The sequence below is a fragment of the Stenotrophomonas sp. YJH_SMC_58 genome (assembly GCF_059369635.1).
Map to the genome: position 1 here is coordinate 29,292 of NZ_JCAFSW010000011.1, position 15,778 is coordinate 45,069.

The window sequence follows — 15,778 nt, forward strand, 5'->3', positions numbered from 1 at the left end:
GGATGTGCTCACGAATTCGTTGTCGGTCGCGCCGGCCGCTGGCCGGCAACCAGGCACGCGTGTGGGGGATCATGAGGTTGCCGGCCAGCAGCCGGCGCGACCCTCAGAGTTCCTCGACCACCACGTTGCGGTTGGTGTAGATGCAGATATCGCCGGCAATGCCGATCGCTTCGCTGGCGATGGTGCGCGCATCCAGTTCGGTGTGTGCCATCAACGCGCGTGCAGCCGACAGCGCATAGGAACCACCCGAGCCGATGGCGATGATGCCGTCCTCCGGTTCGATCACATCGCCGGTGCCGCTGATGATCAGCGAGGTTTCCTTGTCGGCCACGGCCAACAGGGCTTCAAGCTTTCCGAGGCGGCGCTCGGTGCGCCAATCCTTGGCCAGTTCGACCGCAGCACGCTGCAACTGGCCGTGCTTTTCCAGCTTGGCCTCGAACAGCTCGAACAGGGTGAAGGCATCGGCGGCGGCACCGGCAAAGCCGGCCAGCACCTGGCCATCACGACCGAGGCGGCGCACCTTGCGCGCATTGCCCTTCATCACGGTGTGGCCCAGCGTGACCTGGCCGTCGCCGGCAATGGCCACGTGCTCGCCGCGACGGACGCAGACGATGGTGGTGGCGTGGAAAACGTTGGGGTTCTGACTGGGGTCCATGATGCCTCCGGGGTGACAGAACCAGAGGTGGGGACTGCCCTGCGCCCTTCAAGCCACCCGCGACCGGCTGCCGCACGGGCAACGTTCAGCTTTCTCCGCTGCCCTCGCTGCTGCTTCGACGCTTCGCGCGCGGATGCGCCGCGTCGTAGACCTTGGCCAGGTGCTGGAAATCCAGGTGGGTGTAGATCTGGGTGGTGGCGATGTCGGCATGGCCCAGCAGCTCCTGCACGCCGCGCAGATCACCGGATGATTCCAGGATATGGCTGGCGAAACTGTGCCGCAGCATGTGCGGGTGCACGTGCTTGAACAGGCCCTGGCGCTGCGCCAGCTGGCGGATGCGGATCTGCACCGCGCGTTGGCTGATCGGTCCGTTGCGGCCGGGAAATACCGGCGAGGCCGGACCACCGCCACTTTCGGCGCGCCACGCCTGCAGCGCTTCGCGCGCCGGCCGGCCGAACGGCACGCGGCGCTGCCGATTGCCCTTGCCCAGCACGTTGACCAGCCCGCTGTCGAAATCCAGATCGCGCCAGGTCAGCGCGCAGACTTCGCTCAGGCGCAGGCCGGAAGAATAAAAAAGTTCCAGCAGCGCGCGGTCACGGCGGCCGAGTTCACCTTCCGGCTCCAGCTCGACCAGCTGCACGGCCTCATCGGCGTCGAGGACCTGTGGCAACCGGCGCGGCGCGCGCGGCGCCTTCAGCGTTGCTGCAGGACTGACCTCGATGCGGCCGTGCTTGAGCAGCCAGGCATAGAAGCTGCGGCAGGCGGACAAGCGGCGCTGCAGGCTCTTGGCCGACAGGCCACGGCGGTGCTCATCGGCGACGAACTGGCGCAGCGCGTCGGCATCGAGTGCCTCCACTGCAACACCGCGCGGCTCGGCCCAGACCGACAGCGCGTCCAGGTCACGGCGGTAGGCATCGAGCGTATGCGCCGACATCCGCCGCTCCACCTGCAGATGCTGCAGGAAGGCCTGTACCGCGCTCATCGTCGTGTCCTGCTCAGCCCGGGAAGCGCTTCAGGCCGGCGACCAGGGCGTCGCCCATCATGCGCAGGAACAGCGTGCCCATGCCCGGATAGAAACGGTTCGGATCGTGGCTGCCCACCGCAATCAGGCCCACGCCCGGCAACGGCAGCAGCGCGGTGGTCTGCACTTCCTCGCTGCGCACGCCATACAGCACGGCATTCTTTTCCGGCTGCAGGCGGCCGCAGATCGGCTCGCCGTCCTTCAGGCAGTCGCGGAACGGGCCGAGCTGCGGATCATCGGCGGCGATCACCTGCAACCAGTCGGCCTGTTCCAGCCCGGCCACCGGTGTGTGCACCACCAATCGCACCAGGTCGCCGGCGAAATCTTCCTGCAGCGAGGCCGCCATCGCACGCAGGGTGTCGGCGGCGTTGTCCTGCTTCATCAACGCCAGGGTCAGCTGGTGCGTGCGCACCGCCAGGCGTTCGTTGACCTGGGCAGTCGCGCCCAGGTCGGCCAACCGTCGTGCCAGCTCGCGGTTCTTCTCGCGCAGCACTTCCAGCTGGTAGCTGGCCAGCGACGCGGTCGGGCCGTCGTCACGCGGCACCACCAGGGTCAGGGCCAGGTCCGGGAACTGCTTGAGGAAGCCGGGATGTCGCCGCAACCAGGCAGCGACCTCGTGGGCCCCGAGCTTGTCGACGGTTTCGGTCATGCCATCCACTCCCCTTCGAAGACGAATGCGGTCGGGCCGGCCATCACCACAGGCTGGCCATCGCCCGGCCACTGGATGCGCAGGTCACCGCCGGGCAGGCTGATGCGTGCATCACGCTGCAGGCGGCCGCGCTGCATCAGGGTCACCGCAGCGGCGCAGGCGCCACTGCCGCAGGCCAGGGTTTCGCCGACGCCGCGTTCATTCACACGCAGGCGTGCATGCGCCGGGCCCATCACCTGGGCGAAGCCCACGTTCACCGAGCGCGGGAACGAGGCATGCTGCTGCAGCAGCGCACCGACGCGCTCGACCGGTGCAGCATCGATCAGGCCCACTTCGATCACTGCATGCGGGTTGCCCATCGACACCGCAGCGAAACGCACGCTTTCGCCCTGCAGCGGCAGCAGGTATTCCTCGCGCGCGTGGGCGAAACCCACCAGCGGCACGTTGGCCGGCTCGAACGCCGGCACGCCCATGGTCACCGCGAACTGGCCATCGCCCAGCACTTCCACCTCATGGCTGGCCAGCGGGCTGTCGATGACGAAGCGGTCGCCCTGCGCACTGCCTTCGCGCACCAGCCAGGCGGCGATGCAGCGCGCACCATTGCCGCACTGTTCGGAATTGGAGCCGTCGGCATTCCAGATGCGGTACGACGCCACCGAGCCTTCCGCGCGCGGCGCTTCGATGGTCAGGATCTGATCGCAGCCGACGCCGGTGTGGCGGTCGGCCAGCTGCGCGGCCAGTTCAGGCGTGGGCGGCGCGGTGCCGTCACGCAGGTCGATCACTACGAAATCATTGCCCGCGCCATGCATCTTGCTGAAGCGCAGGGCCTTGGAACCGGCCTTACTCATTCCCGCCGCCCACCTTCTTCGCAGGCGCAGGCGCCGGTTGCGTGGTCGGTGCAGCCGGCTCCACGGTCGTGGCCGGGGGGCCGCTGCCTTCGGTCTGCGCCGGGGTCGCTTCGGTAGCGGGCTCGGCAACAGGTTCGACGGTTTCTTCCACCGGCACCGGCTTCTGCGGCAGTACCAGCGGGCCCTTGTTGCCGCAGGCGGCGAGGAACAGCAGCGAAGCCGCTGCCAGCGGAATCAGGATGGCGTTTCGATGGGGGATCTTCATGCCCCGAGTATAGCCATTGGCGGCTGAGCGGTTGGTGCAGGGGATCGGGTTGCCGGCCAGCGGCCGGCACTACCGCAGGTGCTCAATCCGCGGGGGGCGGCAGTGGCCGGGTCCACAGCCAGATCGCCACCACGGTCATGCTGCCGATCGAGAACCACTTCACCCAGGCAATCGGCACGCACCAGAGCATGATGCCGGCGCATACCGCCATGGTGATCGTGGCCATCCACTTGCCGTAGCGGCTGACCGCCCCGTGTGCCTGCCAGTTGGCGATGGCCGGGCCGAAGCGTGGATGCTGCAGCAGCCAGTTGTGCAGGCGCTCGGAGCCACGCGAGGCGGCCCAGGCCGAAATCAGGATGAATACGGTGGTCGGCAGGCCCGGCACGAAGATGCCGACGATGCCGGTGCCGAGGCTGACATAGGCCAGCAGCCACCACGCCCAGCGGAAACGCACCACGCGCGGTGGCGTGGTGGCACCGCGAGGGACGGAAGGATCTGGCGCGCTCATGGCCGCAAGGATACCGGTTCAGGGTGCCAGGCAGTGCCCGGCACCCTGTCGCGATCACGGCTGGGCGATGCCCAGCTGCTGCAGTACGAACGCGTACGACTCGGACAGCTCGCGATAGCGCTGGAAGCGCCCCGACTTGCCGCCGTGGCCGGCTTCCATGTTGGTGCGGAACAGGATCGGGTAGTGGCCGGTGTTGTCGTCACGCAGCTTGGCCACCCACTTGGCCGGTTCCCAGTACTGCACCTGCGAATCCCACAGGCCGGTGCCCACGAACAGCGCCGGGTACGCCTGCTGCTTCACGTTGTCGTAGGGCGAGTAGGACAGCATGTAGTCGTAGAACTGCTTCTGCTCCGGGTTGCCCCACTCGTCGTACTCGTTGGTGGTCAACGGAATGGTCGGGTCGAGCATGGTGGTCACCACATCGACGAACGGCACCTGGGCCACCATCACGCGGTAGTCCTGCGGCGCCTGGTTGGCCACCGCGCCCATCAGCAGGCCACCGGCACTGCCGCCGGATGCCGCCACGCGATCCTTCGCCGCCCAGCCCTGCGCCACCAGGCCACGGGTGACGTCGATGAAGTCGTTGAAGGTGTTCTGCTTGTGCAGCAGCTTGCCGTTCTCGTACCAGTCGCGGCCCATTTCCTGGCCACCGCGGATGTGGGCGATGGCATACACCACGCCGCGGTCGAGCAGGCTCACCGCGGTCTGGTTGAAATACGGATCCATCGACATGCCGTAGCTGCCATACGCGTACTGGAACAACGCGCCCTTGCCATCCTTCTGGTAGCCCTTGCGGTAGACCAGCGACACCGGCACCTTCACGCCATCGCGTGCGGTGATCCAGACGCGGTCGGTTTCGTACTTCGACGCGTCATAGCCGATCACCGGCTGCACCTTCAGCTGGCGGCGCTCACCGGTGGCGGTGTTCAGTTCGAACACGGTGGTGGGGGTGGTCATCGAGGTGTAGACGTAGCGCAACCAGGGCGTATCGGCCTCGGTGTTGTCGCCCAGGCCCATCGAGTACGCCGGCTCGTCGGCCTTCACGTAGTCGCTGCGGCCATCCTTGAACAGCAGGCGGATGCGTTCCAGGCCCTCGGAGCGTTCGGCGATGGCGGTGTAGCCATCGAACAGTTCGAAGCCTTCGATGAACACCGCATCGTCGTGCGCGATCCAGTCCTTCCACTGCGCACGCGAGGTCGCATCGGTCGGTGCGGTGACCAGCTTGAAGTTCTTGGCACCGTCATTGGTACGGATCACCCAGCGGCCATCGTAGTGGTCGGCGTCGTACTCGACATCGCGCTGGCGCGGCGCCAGCACGGTGAAGTGGGTCGGGTCGCTGGCCGGCGCGTAACGCTCTTCCGAGGACACGGTGCTGTGCACGCCGATGGTGATGAAGCGATCGTCGCGGGTGCGGCCGATGCCCATGTAGAAGCTGTCGTCCTTCTCTTCGTAGACGACGGTGTCGGCGCTGGCCGGGGTGCCCAGCACGTGCTTCTTCACGCGCACGGTCAGCAGCGTTTCCGGATCGTTCTCGACATACAGCACGGTGCGGTTGTCGTCGGCCCAGACCAGGTCGCCCGAGCTGCCGGTGATCACATCGGGCAGCACCTTGCCGGTGGCCAGGTCCTTGAAGCGGATGGTGTACTGGCGGCGGCCGACATCATCATCGGCCCAGGCCAGCAGCTGGTTGTCCTGGCTGACTACCATCGAGCCGACGCTGAAATAGCCCTTGCCGGCAGCCATCGCGTTGACGTCCAGCAGGATTTCCTCGGCGGCCTCCATGCTGCCCTTGCGGCGCGCATGGATCGGGTAGTCCTGGCCGGTCTCGAAGCGGCTGTAGTACCAGTAGCCACGCTCGCGCGCCGGCACGCTGGAATCGTCCTGCTTGATGCGGCCGACGATCTCCTTGTAAAGGGTGTCTTCCAGCGGCTTCAGCGGCGCCAGCAGCTGGTCGGCATAGGCATTCTCGGCCTGCAGGTAGGCCAGCATGTCCTTGTTCCCGCGCTTGTCGTCGCGCAGCCAGTAATAGTCATCGTTGCGGGTCGCGCCGAACGGCGCCTTGACCACATGCGGATGTTTGGCGGCATCCGGCGGAACGGGCGGAGTGGCGGCGGTGGCAGTGGTGGTCATCAGGCTGGCAAGCAACAGGCAGAGGGTGGATTTCATGAGATAGGGCTCCTTGAGGGGCAATGCAATGGCGTCCTTGCGCCCGAGTCTGGGTTGCGGAAGGACGGTGGGCAACCCTGCGGAACGTCATGGTGGCCATGCCTGCCGGCACTGCCAGAGCGCGTGACCCCGGTGCGCGGCGTACCATGGGCTGCATGAGTACCCTGCCCCATACGCCGGGCTACAGCCGGCGCAGCCATGAAATCGCTCCGTTCCACGTGATGTCCCTGCTGGCCCGCGCGCAAGCGCTGGAACAGGCCGGCCACGACGTGATCCACCTGGAAATCGGCGAACCGGACTTCACCACCGCCGAACCGATCGTGCGTGCCGGCCAGGCCGCATTGGCCGCCGGCCATACCCGCTACACCGCCGCACGTGGCCTGCCCGCCCTGCGCCAGGCGATCAGCGGCTTCTATCGCAGCCACTACGGGCTGGACATCGACCCCGAACGCATCCTGGTCACCCCCGGCGGCTCCGGTGCGCTGCTGCTGGCCAGCAGCCTGCTGGTCGATCCCGGCCGCCACTGGCTACTGGCCGACCCTGGTTATCCGTGCAACCGCCACTTCCTGCGCCTCGTTGAAGGCGGCGCACAGCTGGTGCCGGTCGGCCCGGACACTGCCTACCAACTCACACCGTCGCTGGTGGAACAGCATTGGAATGCCGACAGCGTCGGCGCGCTGGTTGCCTCACCGGCCAACCCGACCGGCACCGTGCTCTCCGCCGACGAACTGGCCGCCCTGTCGAAGACCCTGCACGCGCGCGGTGGTCACCTGGTGGTGGACGAGATCTACCACGGCCTCACCTATGGCCTGGATGCACCCAGCGTGCTGCAGGTGGATGACAGCGCATTCGTGCTGAACAGCTTTTCCAAATACTTCGGCATGACCGGTTGGCGGCTGGGCTGGCTGGTGGCACCGCCAGCAGCCGTGCCGGACCTGGAGAAACTCGCGCAGAACCTGTACATCAGCGCGTCGAGCATCGCCCAGCATGCCGCACTGGCGTGTTTCAGCGACGAAGCGATGTCGATCTTCGAACAGCGTCGCGAAGCGTTCCGCCAGCGCCGCGACTTCCTGCTGCCCGCGCTGCGCGAGCTGGGCTTCCGCATCGAAGTCGAGCCGCAGGGTGCGTTCTACCTGTACGCCGATGTCAGCGCATTCACCGATGACGCACAGGCGTTCTGCGCCCACTTCCTGGAAACCGAGCACGTGGCATTCACGCCCGGGCTGGATTTCGGCTTCCATCGCGCCAACCAGCACGTGCGCCTGGCCTATACCCAGGAAGTGCCGCGGTTGCAGGAGGCGGTGGCACGGATCGCGCGTGGGTTGCAGCGCTGGCAGGGATCACGTTGGCGGTAGTGCCGGCCGCTGGCCGGCAACCCGGGAATGCGTGAATGATGCGGTTGCCGGCCAGCGGCCGGCACTACCGGATAAAGAAAAACGCCGCCCCGGGGGGCGGCGTTTTCCGTTCTGCCTATCTGCTTACTTACCGCCCAACCGCTCCCACAGGAAGCTGTAGGCCAGCGCCGACATGTGTGCGGCCTGCGCGTTGTTGGCTGCACCGCCGTGGCCACCTTCGATGTTCTCGTAGTAGGTCACGTCCTTGCCGGCGTCGATCATCTTCGCCGCCATCTTGCGGGCGTGGCCCGGGTGCACGCGGTCATCGCGGGTGGAGGTGGTGAACAGCACCGGCGGGTACTTCTTCTTCGCGTCGAACAGGTGGTACGGCGAGAAGGTCTTGATGAACGCCCAGTCGCTGGTATCCGGGTTGCCATATTCGGCCATCCACGAGGCGCCGGCCAGCAGATGGCTGTAGCGCTTCATGTCCAGCAGCGGCACCTGCACCACCACCGCACCGAACAGTTCCGGGTACTGGGTCAGCATGTTGCCGGTCAGCAGGCCACCGTTGCTGCCGCCCTGCACGCCCAGGTGACTGGCGCTGGTGATCTTGCGCTTGACCAGATCGCGTGCCACCGCGGCCATGTCTTCATAGGCCTTGTGGCGGTTCTGCTTCAGCGCCGCCTGGTGCCAGCGCGGGCCGTATTCGCCGCCGCCACGGATGTTGGCAACCACGTACACGCCGCCCTTTTCCAGCCAGGCGCGGCCCATGCCACCGGAGTAGCCCGGGGTCAGCGAGATCTCGAAACCACCGTAACCGTACAGCAGGGTCGGGTTGGAACCGTCCAGCTTCATCGCCTTGTCGTGCACCACGAAGTACGGCACGCGGGTGCCGTCCTTGCTGGTGGCGAAGTGCTGCTCGATCACCTTGCCCTTGGCATCGAAGAAGGCCGGCATGGTCTTCAGCGTTTCCGGGGCCTGCCCGATCTCGGCCAGCGCCAGGGTGGTCGGGGTCAGGTAGTCGGTGGCGGTCAGCCACACCGCGTCGCTGTCGTTGCTGTCGACAGCAGCCACGCCCAGCGTGCCGAAGGCCGGCGCGCCGACGAAGCGACTGGTCTGCCAGCCATTGGCGCCCGGGGTCAGCACCGACAGGCGGTTCTTGACGTCGTCCAGCACGTTCAGCACCAGGTGGCTCTTGGTCCAGGTGGCGCTGGCCAGCGAGGTGGTCGCGGTCGGGGTGAACAGCACGTCGAACTCACGCTTGCCGGCCAGGAAGTCATCCAGCCTGGTCGCCAGCAGCGAACCGGACGCATAGGTCTTGCCACCCACGGTCCACGGATCACGCAGCTCCAGGGTCAGCCACTGCTTGTGCAGGCCCTTCTCAGCCGAGTTCGGCGCATCGATCTTGGTCAGCGTGCCATCGTCGCCACGCAGGTAGATCTCGTTGTTGTAGAACGCCAGCGTGCGGCTGACCAGGTTGCGCTCGAAGCCCGGGGTGTCATCGTGCATCGCCGCGATGTACATGTCTTCCGGCTTGCCTTCATACACCACGCTGGCGGAGGCCATCGGCGTACCACGCTTCCACAGCTTGGCCACGCGCGGGTAGCCGGAGGTGGTCATCGAGCCGGCACCGAAGTCGGTGTAGACGAATACGGTGTCGCGATCGATCCAGTTCAGGCCGCCCTTCGACTCCGGACGGAAGAAGCCGTCCTTGATCCAGGTCTTGTTGGCCAGGTCGAACTCGCGGGTCACGTCGGCGTCGGCACCACCGCGCGACAGCGCGATCAGGCAGCGGCTGTAATCCGGGCGCAGGCAGTCGGCGCCGTGCCAGACCCAGTTCTCGCCCTCGGCCTTGTTCAGGGCATCGAGGTCAAGCACGGTCTCCCACTGCGGCGAGGCCTTGCGGTACTCGGCCAGCGTGGTGCGGCGCCACAGGCCACGCTCGTGCTGCTGGTCCTTCCAGAAGTTGTAATAGTAGTCACCGATCTTCTGCACGGCGGGAATCTTGGCATCGGAGTCGAGCACCTCGCGGATGCTGGTCTCCATCTGCTTGAAGGCCAGGGTCTGCGCCAGGCGCGCCTCGGACTTGGCGTTCTGTTCCTTGACCCAGGACAGCGGCTTGTCGCCGGTGACGTCCTCCAGCCAGGCGTAGCGATCGGTGTCTTCAGCAGCCACGGCGGTCCCCACCGAGGCAGCGGTCATCATGCCAGCCAGCAGGCAGGCGGAAGCGAGTCGAGACATTGCAGCTCCAGGCAGTCATAAGCCGTGGAACGCTAGCATGGATCGCTGCAGCCGCCCCCGTGTCGAAGGTCAGGCCGTGGCCGTAGCGCGGCGACGGCGGGGCGTCCCGGCGGTGCGACGATGTGCCTGTCCACCGGTGCGACGGGCCAGCCGCAGCCACGACAGGCGCGGCACAGGGAAGCGCAGCAGCGCCCACCAGGCCACCAGCGGCATGCCCACCAGCCACATCGGCAGCCAGCCCAGCCAGGCGTTGCTGCCGCGCGCGGCTGGCCAGACCAGTACCAGCGCCAGGCCGGCCAGGGCCACCTGCCGCACGCTGCGCAGCAGGCGCGGATCGGCGCGTTCAATGATGACGCGTTCAGTTGCAGGGCGGCGGACGGAACGTGCGTTCATGGGGCTTCTCCGGTGGACAATGCAACACAGCTTGGGCAAGGCCCTTCTCACAGGTTGCGACACCATTGACGGATCGCGCACGCTCAGTCGACCATGCTCAGGCAAAGCCCTTCTGAGCCCGCTCCCGCATGACTTCGATCCGCCCGCTCTGCGCCATGCTGTTGGCCCTGTCCCTGGCGGGCCCCGCCGTGGCCGCCAGTGAGCCGCCATCGCCCCGCGCCAGCACCCCGCGCGCGACCGACCCGGATGCGCCGATCGACCTGAAGCGCTTCATGGGCACCTGGTACGTGATCGGCCGCGTGCCGAACTTCATCGAACGTGGCCATGTGGCCAGCGTCAACGACTACGAACTGCGCGACGAGCACAAGGTCGGCATCACCTACCGCTACCGTGATGGCTTCGGCGAACCGCTGCAGGAAGTGCGTGCCCGCGCCAGCGTCGACCCGGACAGCGGCAACCACGGCTGGCGCACCTGGTTCTACCGCGTCGTGCCTACCCATTCGCGGGTGCTGGAAGTGGCACCGGATTACTCGTGGGCACTGATCGGTTACCCGGGCCGCGAGATGGCCTGGATCTTCTCGCGTACGCCAGACATGGACAAAGCCCTGTACAAGGAGCTGGCCGAGCGCCTGCGTGACGAGTACGGGGTGAACACCGACAAGCTCAAGCGCGTGCCGCAGCACCCGGAGCAGGTCGGGAAGCTGGGTTACGAAGTACCGAACGTGCGTTGACCGCACGTGGGATTGCCGGCCAGCGGCCGGCACTACCCGAACAAGATGCCGGGCGCCGCCCGGCATTCTGTTATCTGCGGCTGTAATGCGCGACCAGGCGGTCGCCGAGCATCTGCAGCAGCTGCACCAGGATCAGCAGCAGGACCACGGTGACCAGCGCCACGTCGGTGTGCGAGCGCTGGTAGCCGTCGCGGAAGGCCAGGTCGCCAAGGCCACCGGAGCCGATCGCACCGCCCATCGCGGTGAAGCCGATCAGCGCGACGGTGGTGACCGTTGCGCCAGCGATCAGGCCCGGGCGCGCTTCCGGCAGCAGCACGCGGGTGACCAGCTGCCAGGTGGTGGCTCCCATCGCCTGGGTCGCTTCGATCACGCCACGGTCCACTTCGCGCAGTGCGGTCTCGACCAGGCGCGCGTAGAACGGCGCGGCACCGATGACCAGCGGCACGATCGCACCGCGTACACCCAGCGACGTCCCCATCAGGAACAGGGTAACCGGGATCAGCACGATCATCAGGATGATGAAGGGCACTGAACGCAGCAGGTTCACCACCAGCGCCAGCACGCCGTACGCAAATGGCCGGCGCTTCATCTGCGGTGCACCGAACAGGTACAGCAGCACGCCCAGGGGCAGGCCGATGGCCAGGGTCAGCGGCAGCGAACCGAGCAGCATCAGCAGGGTGTCGATGGTGGCCTGGCCGATGTCGGCCCACTTGCCCGCGTCCAGGTGGCGGAAGAATCCGCCGGCAGTAGCGATGATCATCGACGCAGCTCCTCAACATGCACGCCGGCGGCCACGAATGCGGCCTGCGCGGCGGACTGGTCGCCGCCCACCAGGGCGACCACCAGCTGGCCATACGGGGTGTCCTTGATCCGGTCGATGCGACCGGACAGGATGTTGTAGTCGACCCCGGTCTCGCGCGCGACGCGGCCGAGCAGGGGTTCATAGGTGTCGCCACCGAGGAAGGTCAGGCGCACGATACGGCCACCGACGGCATCGAAATCGCGGTGCAGCGTGCCCTCGTCCACATGCTCCGATTCGCTGACGAAACGGCGCGTGGTCGGGTGCTGCGGGTGCAGGAACACCCGGGTGACCGGACCGGTTTCGACCATCTGGCCGGCATCGAGCACCGCAACGCGGTCGCAGACACGGCGGATCACGTCCATCTCATGGGTGATCAGCACGATGGTCAGGCCCAGCTCGCGATTGATCTTCGACAGCAGCGACAGCACCGAAGCGGTGGTCTGCGGATCGAGCGCACTGGTGGCCTCGTCGCACAGCAGGATCTGCGGACGGGTCGCCAGCGCGCGGGCGATGCCGACGCGCTGTTTCTGGCCACCGGACAGCTGCGCCGGATACTTCTGCGCATGCGCTTCGAGGCCCACGGTCTGCAGCAGCTCGGCCACGCGCGCGTCGATCTCCGTCTTCGGCGTGCCGGCCAGTTCCAGCGGGAAGGCGACATTGCCGGCCACCGTGCGCGAGGACAGCAGGTTGAAGTGCTGGAAGATCATGCCGATGCGCCGGCGCAGCGCGCGCAGGCCGTCCGCGTCCAGCGCGGTGACATCCTCACCGCCGATCAGCAGCCGGCCACCACTGGGCTCTTCCAGGCGGTTGATCATGCGGATCAGTGTCGACTTGCCGGCGCCGGAATGACCGATGATGCCGAACACCTCACCGGCCTCGATGGTCAGGTCCAACGGTTGCAGCGCGCTGACTTCGCGGCCGGCAACGGCATAGGATTTGTGCAGGCGCTGGAACTCGATCACGGGCGTGGCTCACCGGCTGGGTGACGGAAGGGGGCGTGCAGCCTACCAGCGCAGGCGGTCGCGCGCCCGCGCCATGGCCCAGAATGTTATTCCTTTTGGTTCTAAGAAACTGTCCCCGGTAGTGCCGGCCGCTGGCCGGCACCTGCAGCGGTCCCTCCGGCGCAAGGGGTTGCCGGCCAGCGGCCGGCACTACCCCCGGGCTCAGGGATGATCCAGCGGCTTCGGCGGTTCCTGCCGGTTTACCCGCTCGCGATGCAGCAGGTACAGCCCCGAGGCGACGATGATCGCCGCTCCCACCCAGGTATAGCCGTCCGGCAGCTGGCCCCAGAAGGCCAGATCCCAGCCGATCACCCAGACCAGGCCGCTGTACTCCAGCGGCGCGATCATCGAGGCCTCGCCCAGCTGGAAGGCCTTGGTCAGGGCAATCTGGCCCAGCGCCCCGGCCAGGCCCATGCCAGCAATCAAAGGCGCGTGTGCCAGCTGCAGCGGTACCCAGCCGGGAATGGCGAGCAGGCCGGCGCCGATGGCCATGATCACCAGGAACCAGACCACCATCGACTGCGAGGTATCGGTGCGGGTCAGCAGGCTGACCGTGATCGCCGCCACGGCATAGGCCGTTGCCGCCGCCAGCACCATCAGGCCGGGCACCGAAATGAAGCCATCCACGCCCGGCCGCAGCACCACCAGCACGCCCACCAGGCCAATGCCGATGGCGACCCAGCGCCGCGGCCCGACCCGCTCGGCCAGCAACGGCACCGACAGCGCGGCGATCAGCAGCGGGGCAACGAAGTAGATGGTGTAGGCGGTGGACAGCGGCAGGTCGCGCAGGGCGAACACGAAGCAGCCGATCATCGCCATGCCCAACGCGCCGCGCAGCAGGTGCAGGCCCCAGCGCCGCGGCACCAGCGAACGTGGGCCGGCACTGACCAGCACCCACACCAGCACGAACGGCAACGAGGCCGCACCACGCAGGAAAGTCACTTCCAGGGTGGGATAGCTGGCCGACAGCTGCTTCATGCCAGCGTCCATCAGCGAGAAACAGGCGACCGCAGCGACCATCCAGGCCACCGCACGCGAAGGGGAGCGTTGCACGTTCATGGCCCATTATCGCCGACCGCACCGGATTGTAGGGCGGCCGCCGAGCATGGGCTGGGCTCCACAGAAAGCGGGCACGCGGGCCGGCACGATAGAATGATCGCCACTGAAACCTGCGGAGCACCGCCCATGCCTTCCTTCGACGTCGTGTCCGAAGTCGACACCCACGAGCTGACCAACGCCATCGACCAGGCCAACCGCGAACTGGCCACCCGCTTCGACTTCAAGGGCGTGGACGCAAAGTTCGAGCGCGACGGCGATGTCATCAATCAGTTCGCGCCGACCGAATTCCAGCTCAAGCAGATGAACGACATCCTGCGTGCTCGCCTGGCCGCGCGCGGCATCGACGTGCTCAGCCTGGAGTTCGGCGACATCGAGACCAACCTGGCCCAGGCCCGGCAGAAGATCACCGTCAAGCAGGGCATCGAGCAGAAGATCGCCAAGAAGATCGCGGCGGCCCTGAAGGACGCCAAGCTGAAGGTGGAAAGCCAGATCAACGGCGACAAGCTGCGCGTGCAGGGCAAGAAGCGCGATGACCTGCAGGACGCCATCGCCGTGCTCAAGGCCGGCAAGTTCGAGCTGCCGCTGCAGTTCAACAATTTCCGCGACTGAGCCACCTGCCGGGAATCCCCCGGCGCTGCCAGCCGCAGGTACGACGGCGCGTTGCCAGCGACGCGCCTACAATGTCGGCCCCGCCAGCCGACGTGCCTGCCATGACCGATTCCGACCTGCCCATCGATGACCCGATCGCCGCGACCCGCCTGTGGCTGGAGCGCATCGTCATCGGCCTGAACCTGTGCCCGTTCGCCAAGGCGGTATACGTGAAGGACCAGGTCCGCATCGTGCTCAGCGATGCGACCACGACAGAAGCGCTGGTTGAACAGCTGGCCGAGGAGCTGGTGCTGCTGCGCGACACGCCGGCCGAGCAGATCGACACGACGCTGATCGTGCACCCGCAGGTGCTGACCGATTTCCTCGACTACAACGACTTCCTCGACAACGCCGATGCGGCGATCGAGGCACTGGACCTGCAGGGGATCCTGCAGGTGGCCAGCTTCCATCCGGATTACCAGTTCGAGGGCGTGGCCGCCGACGACGCCAGCAACTACACCAACCGCGCGCCCTTCCCCACCCTGCACCTGCTGCGCGAAGACAGCGTGGCGCGTGCGGTGGATGTGTATCCGGACCCGGACGTGATTGTCGAGCGCAACATCCAGACCCTGGACCGCATCGGCGTGGACGGCTGGCATCGTTGCCTGCGCGGCGAAGACCTGACGTGAGCACGGTGCCGCCGATTGCCGCATGGCCGGCCGCGCCACTGTCGGGCAAGGTGGTGCTGGTCACCGGCGGCGCCAACGGCATCGGTCGCGGTATTGCCCAGGCCGCGCTCGGTGCCGGCGGTCGCGTGCTGATCGGCGACCTGGACAGGGAGGCCGGCCAGGCCTGCCTTGACGAATGGCAGCGCGGTGAGGATGCCGCGTTCCAGCGTTTGGACATCACCGACGAAGCCAGCGTGCGCGACTTCATCGCCGAGGCGCTGCAGCGTTTCGGACACATCGACGGGCTGGTCAACAATGCCGGCATCGCCGGGCCGCACGGCACGCGGCTGCAGGACATGGACTGGCACGAATGGCAACGCCGGCTGTCGTCGCTGCATGGCGCCTTCCTGTGCAGCAAGCACGCGCTGCCGGCGCTGACGGACAGTGCTGCGGGCGCGATCATCAACATCGCCTCCACCCGCGCCTGGCAATCCGAAGCGCACAGCGAGGCCTATGCGGCGGCCAAGGGTGGCCTGGTGGCCTTCACCCATGCGCTGGCGATCAGCGCCGGCCCGGCGGTGCGGGTGAACAGCATCAGCCCCGGCTGGGTCGGTACCACTGCGTGGCAGGCACCCTCACGGCGCCATGAACCAGAGTACTCGGCCATCGACCACGCACAGCATCCGGTCGGCCGGGTCGGCCGCCCTGAAGATATCGGTGCACTGGCGGTGTACCTGCTGTCGTCGCTGTCCGGTTTCAGCACCGGCCAGGACTTCATCGTCGACGGCGGCATGACCCGGAAGATGATCTACGCCGAATGACCGGTCTTCGGTGGTGCCGGCCGCTGGC

At 67.0% G+C, this 15,778-nt stretch carries 17 protein-coding genes; 5 read left to right on the forward strand and 12 right to left on the reverse strand.

The features are described from left to right. Positions 1-103: 103 nt before the first annotated feature. The 7 genes from hslV to AC5P68_RS14685 all read right to left on the reverse strand — a co-directional run bounded on the left by hslV (position 104) and on the right by AC5P68_RS14685 (position 6,112). A complete protein-coding gene (hslV, locus tag AC5P68_RS14655; RefSeq protein ID WP_005411093.1) occupies positions 104-655 on the reverse strand; it encodes an ATP-dependent protease subunit HslV in 552 nt (183 codons plus the stop codon). A gap of 85 nt (positions 656-740) precedes the next feature. Next, complete coding sequence (gene xerC, locus AC5P68_RS14660) at positions 741-1,637, reverse strand: tyrosine recombinase XerC (protein WP_005411094.1); 897 nt, start codon at positions 1,635-1,637, stop codon at positions 741-743. A gap of 13 nt (positions 1,638-1,650) precedes the next feature. Beyond that, positions 1,651-2,325 (reverse strand): DUF484 family protein, encoded by a 675-nt coding sequence (locus AC5P68_RS14665; RefSeq protein ID WP_005411095.1) that lies wholly within the window; start codon positions 2,323-2,325, stop codon positions 1,651-1,653. Further along, a complete protein-coding gene (dapF, locus tag AC5P68_RS14670; RefSeq protein WP_033834522.1) occupies positions 2,322-3,173 on the reverse strand; it encodes a diaminopimelate epimerase in 852 nt (283 codons plus the stop codon). The genes AC5P68_RS14665 and dapF overlap by 4 nt, the downstream gene beginning before the upstream one ends. After that, positions 3,166-3,438, reverse strand: coding sequence for an LPS translocon maturation chaperone LptM (gene lptM, locus AC5P68_RS14675; protein WP_049404075.1), 273 nt, complete (start codon positions 3,436-3,438; stop codon positions 3,166-3,168). The genes dapF and lptM overlap by 8 nt, the downstream gene beginning before the upstream one ends. Before the next feature lie 82 nt (positions 3,439-3,520). Continuing rightward, complete coding sequence (locus AC5P68_RS14680; RefSeq protein ID WP_033834523.1) at positions 3,521-3,946, reverse strand: YbaN family protein; 426 nt, start codon at positions 3,944-3,946, stop codon at positions 3,521-3,523. A gap of 54 nt (positions 3,947-4,000) precedes the next feature. Further along, entirely contained in the window at positions 4,001-6,112 is a 2,112-nt protein-coding gene (locus tag AC5P68_RS14685; RefSeq protein ID WP_033834524.1) for a S9 family peptidase, read from the reverse strand. A gap of 155 nt (positions 6,113-6,267) precedes the next feature. Between AC5P68_RS14685 and AC5P68_RS14690 the strand changes: the two genes are divergently transcribed. Beyond that, complete coding sequence (locus AC5P68_RS14690; protein ID WP_174842249.1) at positions 6,268-7,467, forward strand: pyridoxal phosphate-dependent aminotransferase; 1,200 nt, start codon at positions 6,268-6,270, stop codon at positions 7,465-7,467. Between the two features lie 123 nt (positions 7,468-7,590). Here the strand turns inward: AC5P68_RS14690 and AC5P68_RS14695 are convergent, their stop codons facing one another. Both AC5P68_RS14695 and AC5P68_RS14700 read right to left on the reverse strand, forming a co-directional pair. Continuing rightward, a complete protein-coding gene (locus tag AC5P68_RS14695; RefSeq protein ID WP_049404079.1) occupies positions 7,591-9,687 on the reverse strand; it encodes a prolyl oligopeptidase family serine peptidase in 2,097 nt (698 codons plus the stop codon). A gap of 69 nt (positions 9,688-9,756) precedes the next feature. Continuing rightward, entirely contained in the window at positions 9,757-10,080 is a 324-nt protein-coding gene (locus AC5P68_RS14700) for a hypothetical protein (protein ID WP_049404081.1), read from the reverse strand. Between the two features lie 128 nt (positions 10,081-10,208). On the opposite strand from AC5P68_RS14700, the gene AC5P68_RS14705 reads away from it, so the two are divergent. Continuing rightward, positions 10,209-10,811 carry a lipocalin family protein gene (locus AC5P68_RS14705; RefSeq protein ID WP_005411103.1) on the forward strand — a complete coding sequence of 201 codons (603 nt, stop codon included), beginning with the start codon at positions 10,209-10,211 and terminating at the stop codon, positions 10,809-10,811. Between the two features lie 70 nt (positions 10,812-10,881). Here AC5P68_RS14705 and AC5P68_RS14710 read toward each other — a convergent pair whose 3' ends face one another. From AC5P68_RS14710 to AC5P68_RS14720, 3 genes are all read right to left on the reverse strand, one after another. After that, positions 10,882-11,571 carry a methionine ABC transporter permease gene (locus tag AC5P68_RS14710; protein WP_005411104.1) on the reverse strand — a complete coding sequence of 230 codons (690 nt, stop codon included), beginning with the start codon at positions 11,569-11,571 and terminating at the stop codon, positions 10,882-10,884. Then, the gene (locus AC5P68_RS14715; protein WP_005411105.1) at positions 11,568-12,575 is read right to left on the reverse strand and encodes a methionine ABC transporter ATP-binding protein; all 1,008 of its coding nucleotides are present in this window, start codon (positions 12,573-12,575) and stop codon (positions 11,568-11,570) included. The genes AC5P68_RS14710 and AC5P68_RS14715 overlap by 4 nt, the downstream gene beginning before the upstream one ends. A 201-nt stretch (positions 12,576-12,776) precedes the next feature. Beyond that, the gene (locus tag AC5P68_RS14720; RefSeq protein WP_049404084.1) at positions 12,777-13,673 is read right to left on the reverse strand and encodes a DMT family transporter; all 897 of its coding nucleotides are present in this window, start codon (positions 13,671-13,673) and stop codon (positions 12,777-12,779) included. A 126-nt stretch (positions 13,674-13,799) separates the two neighbouring features. On the opposite strand from AC5P68_RS14720, the gene AC5P68_RS14725 reads away from it, so the two are divergent. The 3 genes from AC5P68_RS14725 to AC5P68_RS14735 all read left to right on the forward strand — a co-directional run bounded on the left by AC5P68_RS14725 (position 13,800) and on the right by AC5P68_RS14735 (position 15,750). Beyond that, positions 13,800-14,282: a YajQ family cyclic di-GMP-binding protein gene (locus tag AC5P68_RS14725; protein WP_005411107.1), complete on the forward strand. Its 483-nt coding sequence runs from the start codon at positions 13,800-13,802 to the stop codon at positions 14,280-14,282. 101 nt (positions 14,283-14,383) lie between these two features. Further along, positions 14,384-14,950 carry a DUF1415 domain-containing protein gene (locus AC5P68_RS14730; RefSeq protein WP_049404125.1) on the forward strand — a complete coding sequence of 189 codons (567 nt, stop codon included), beginning with the start codon at positions 14,384-14,386 and terminating at the stop codon, positions 14,948-14,950. Continuing rightward, entirely contained in the window at positions 14,947-15,750 is an 804-nt protein-coding gene (locus AC5P68_RS14735) for an SDR family oxidoreductase (protein ID WP_049404085.1), read from the forward strand. The genes AC5P68_RS14730 and AC5P68_RS14735 overlap by 4 nt, the downstream gene beginning before the upstream one ends. Positions 15,751-15,778 lie beyond the last annotated feature (28 nt).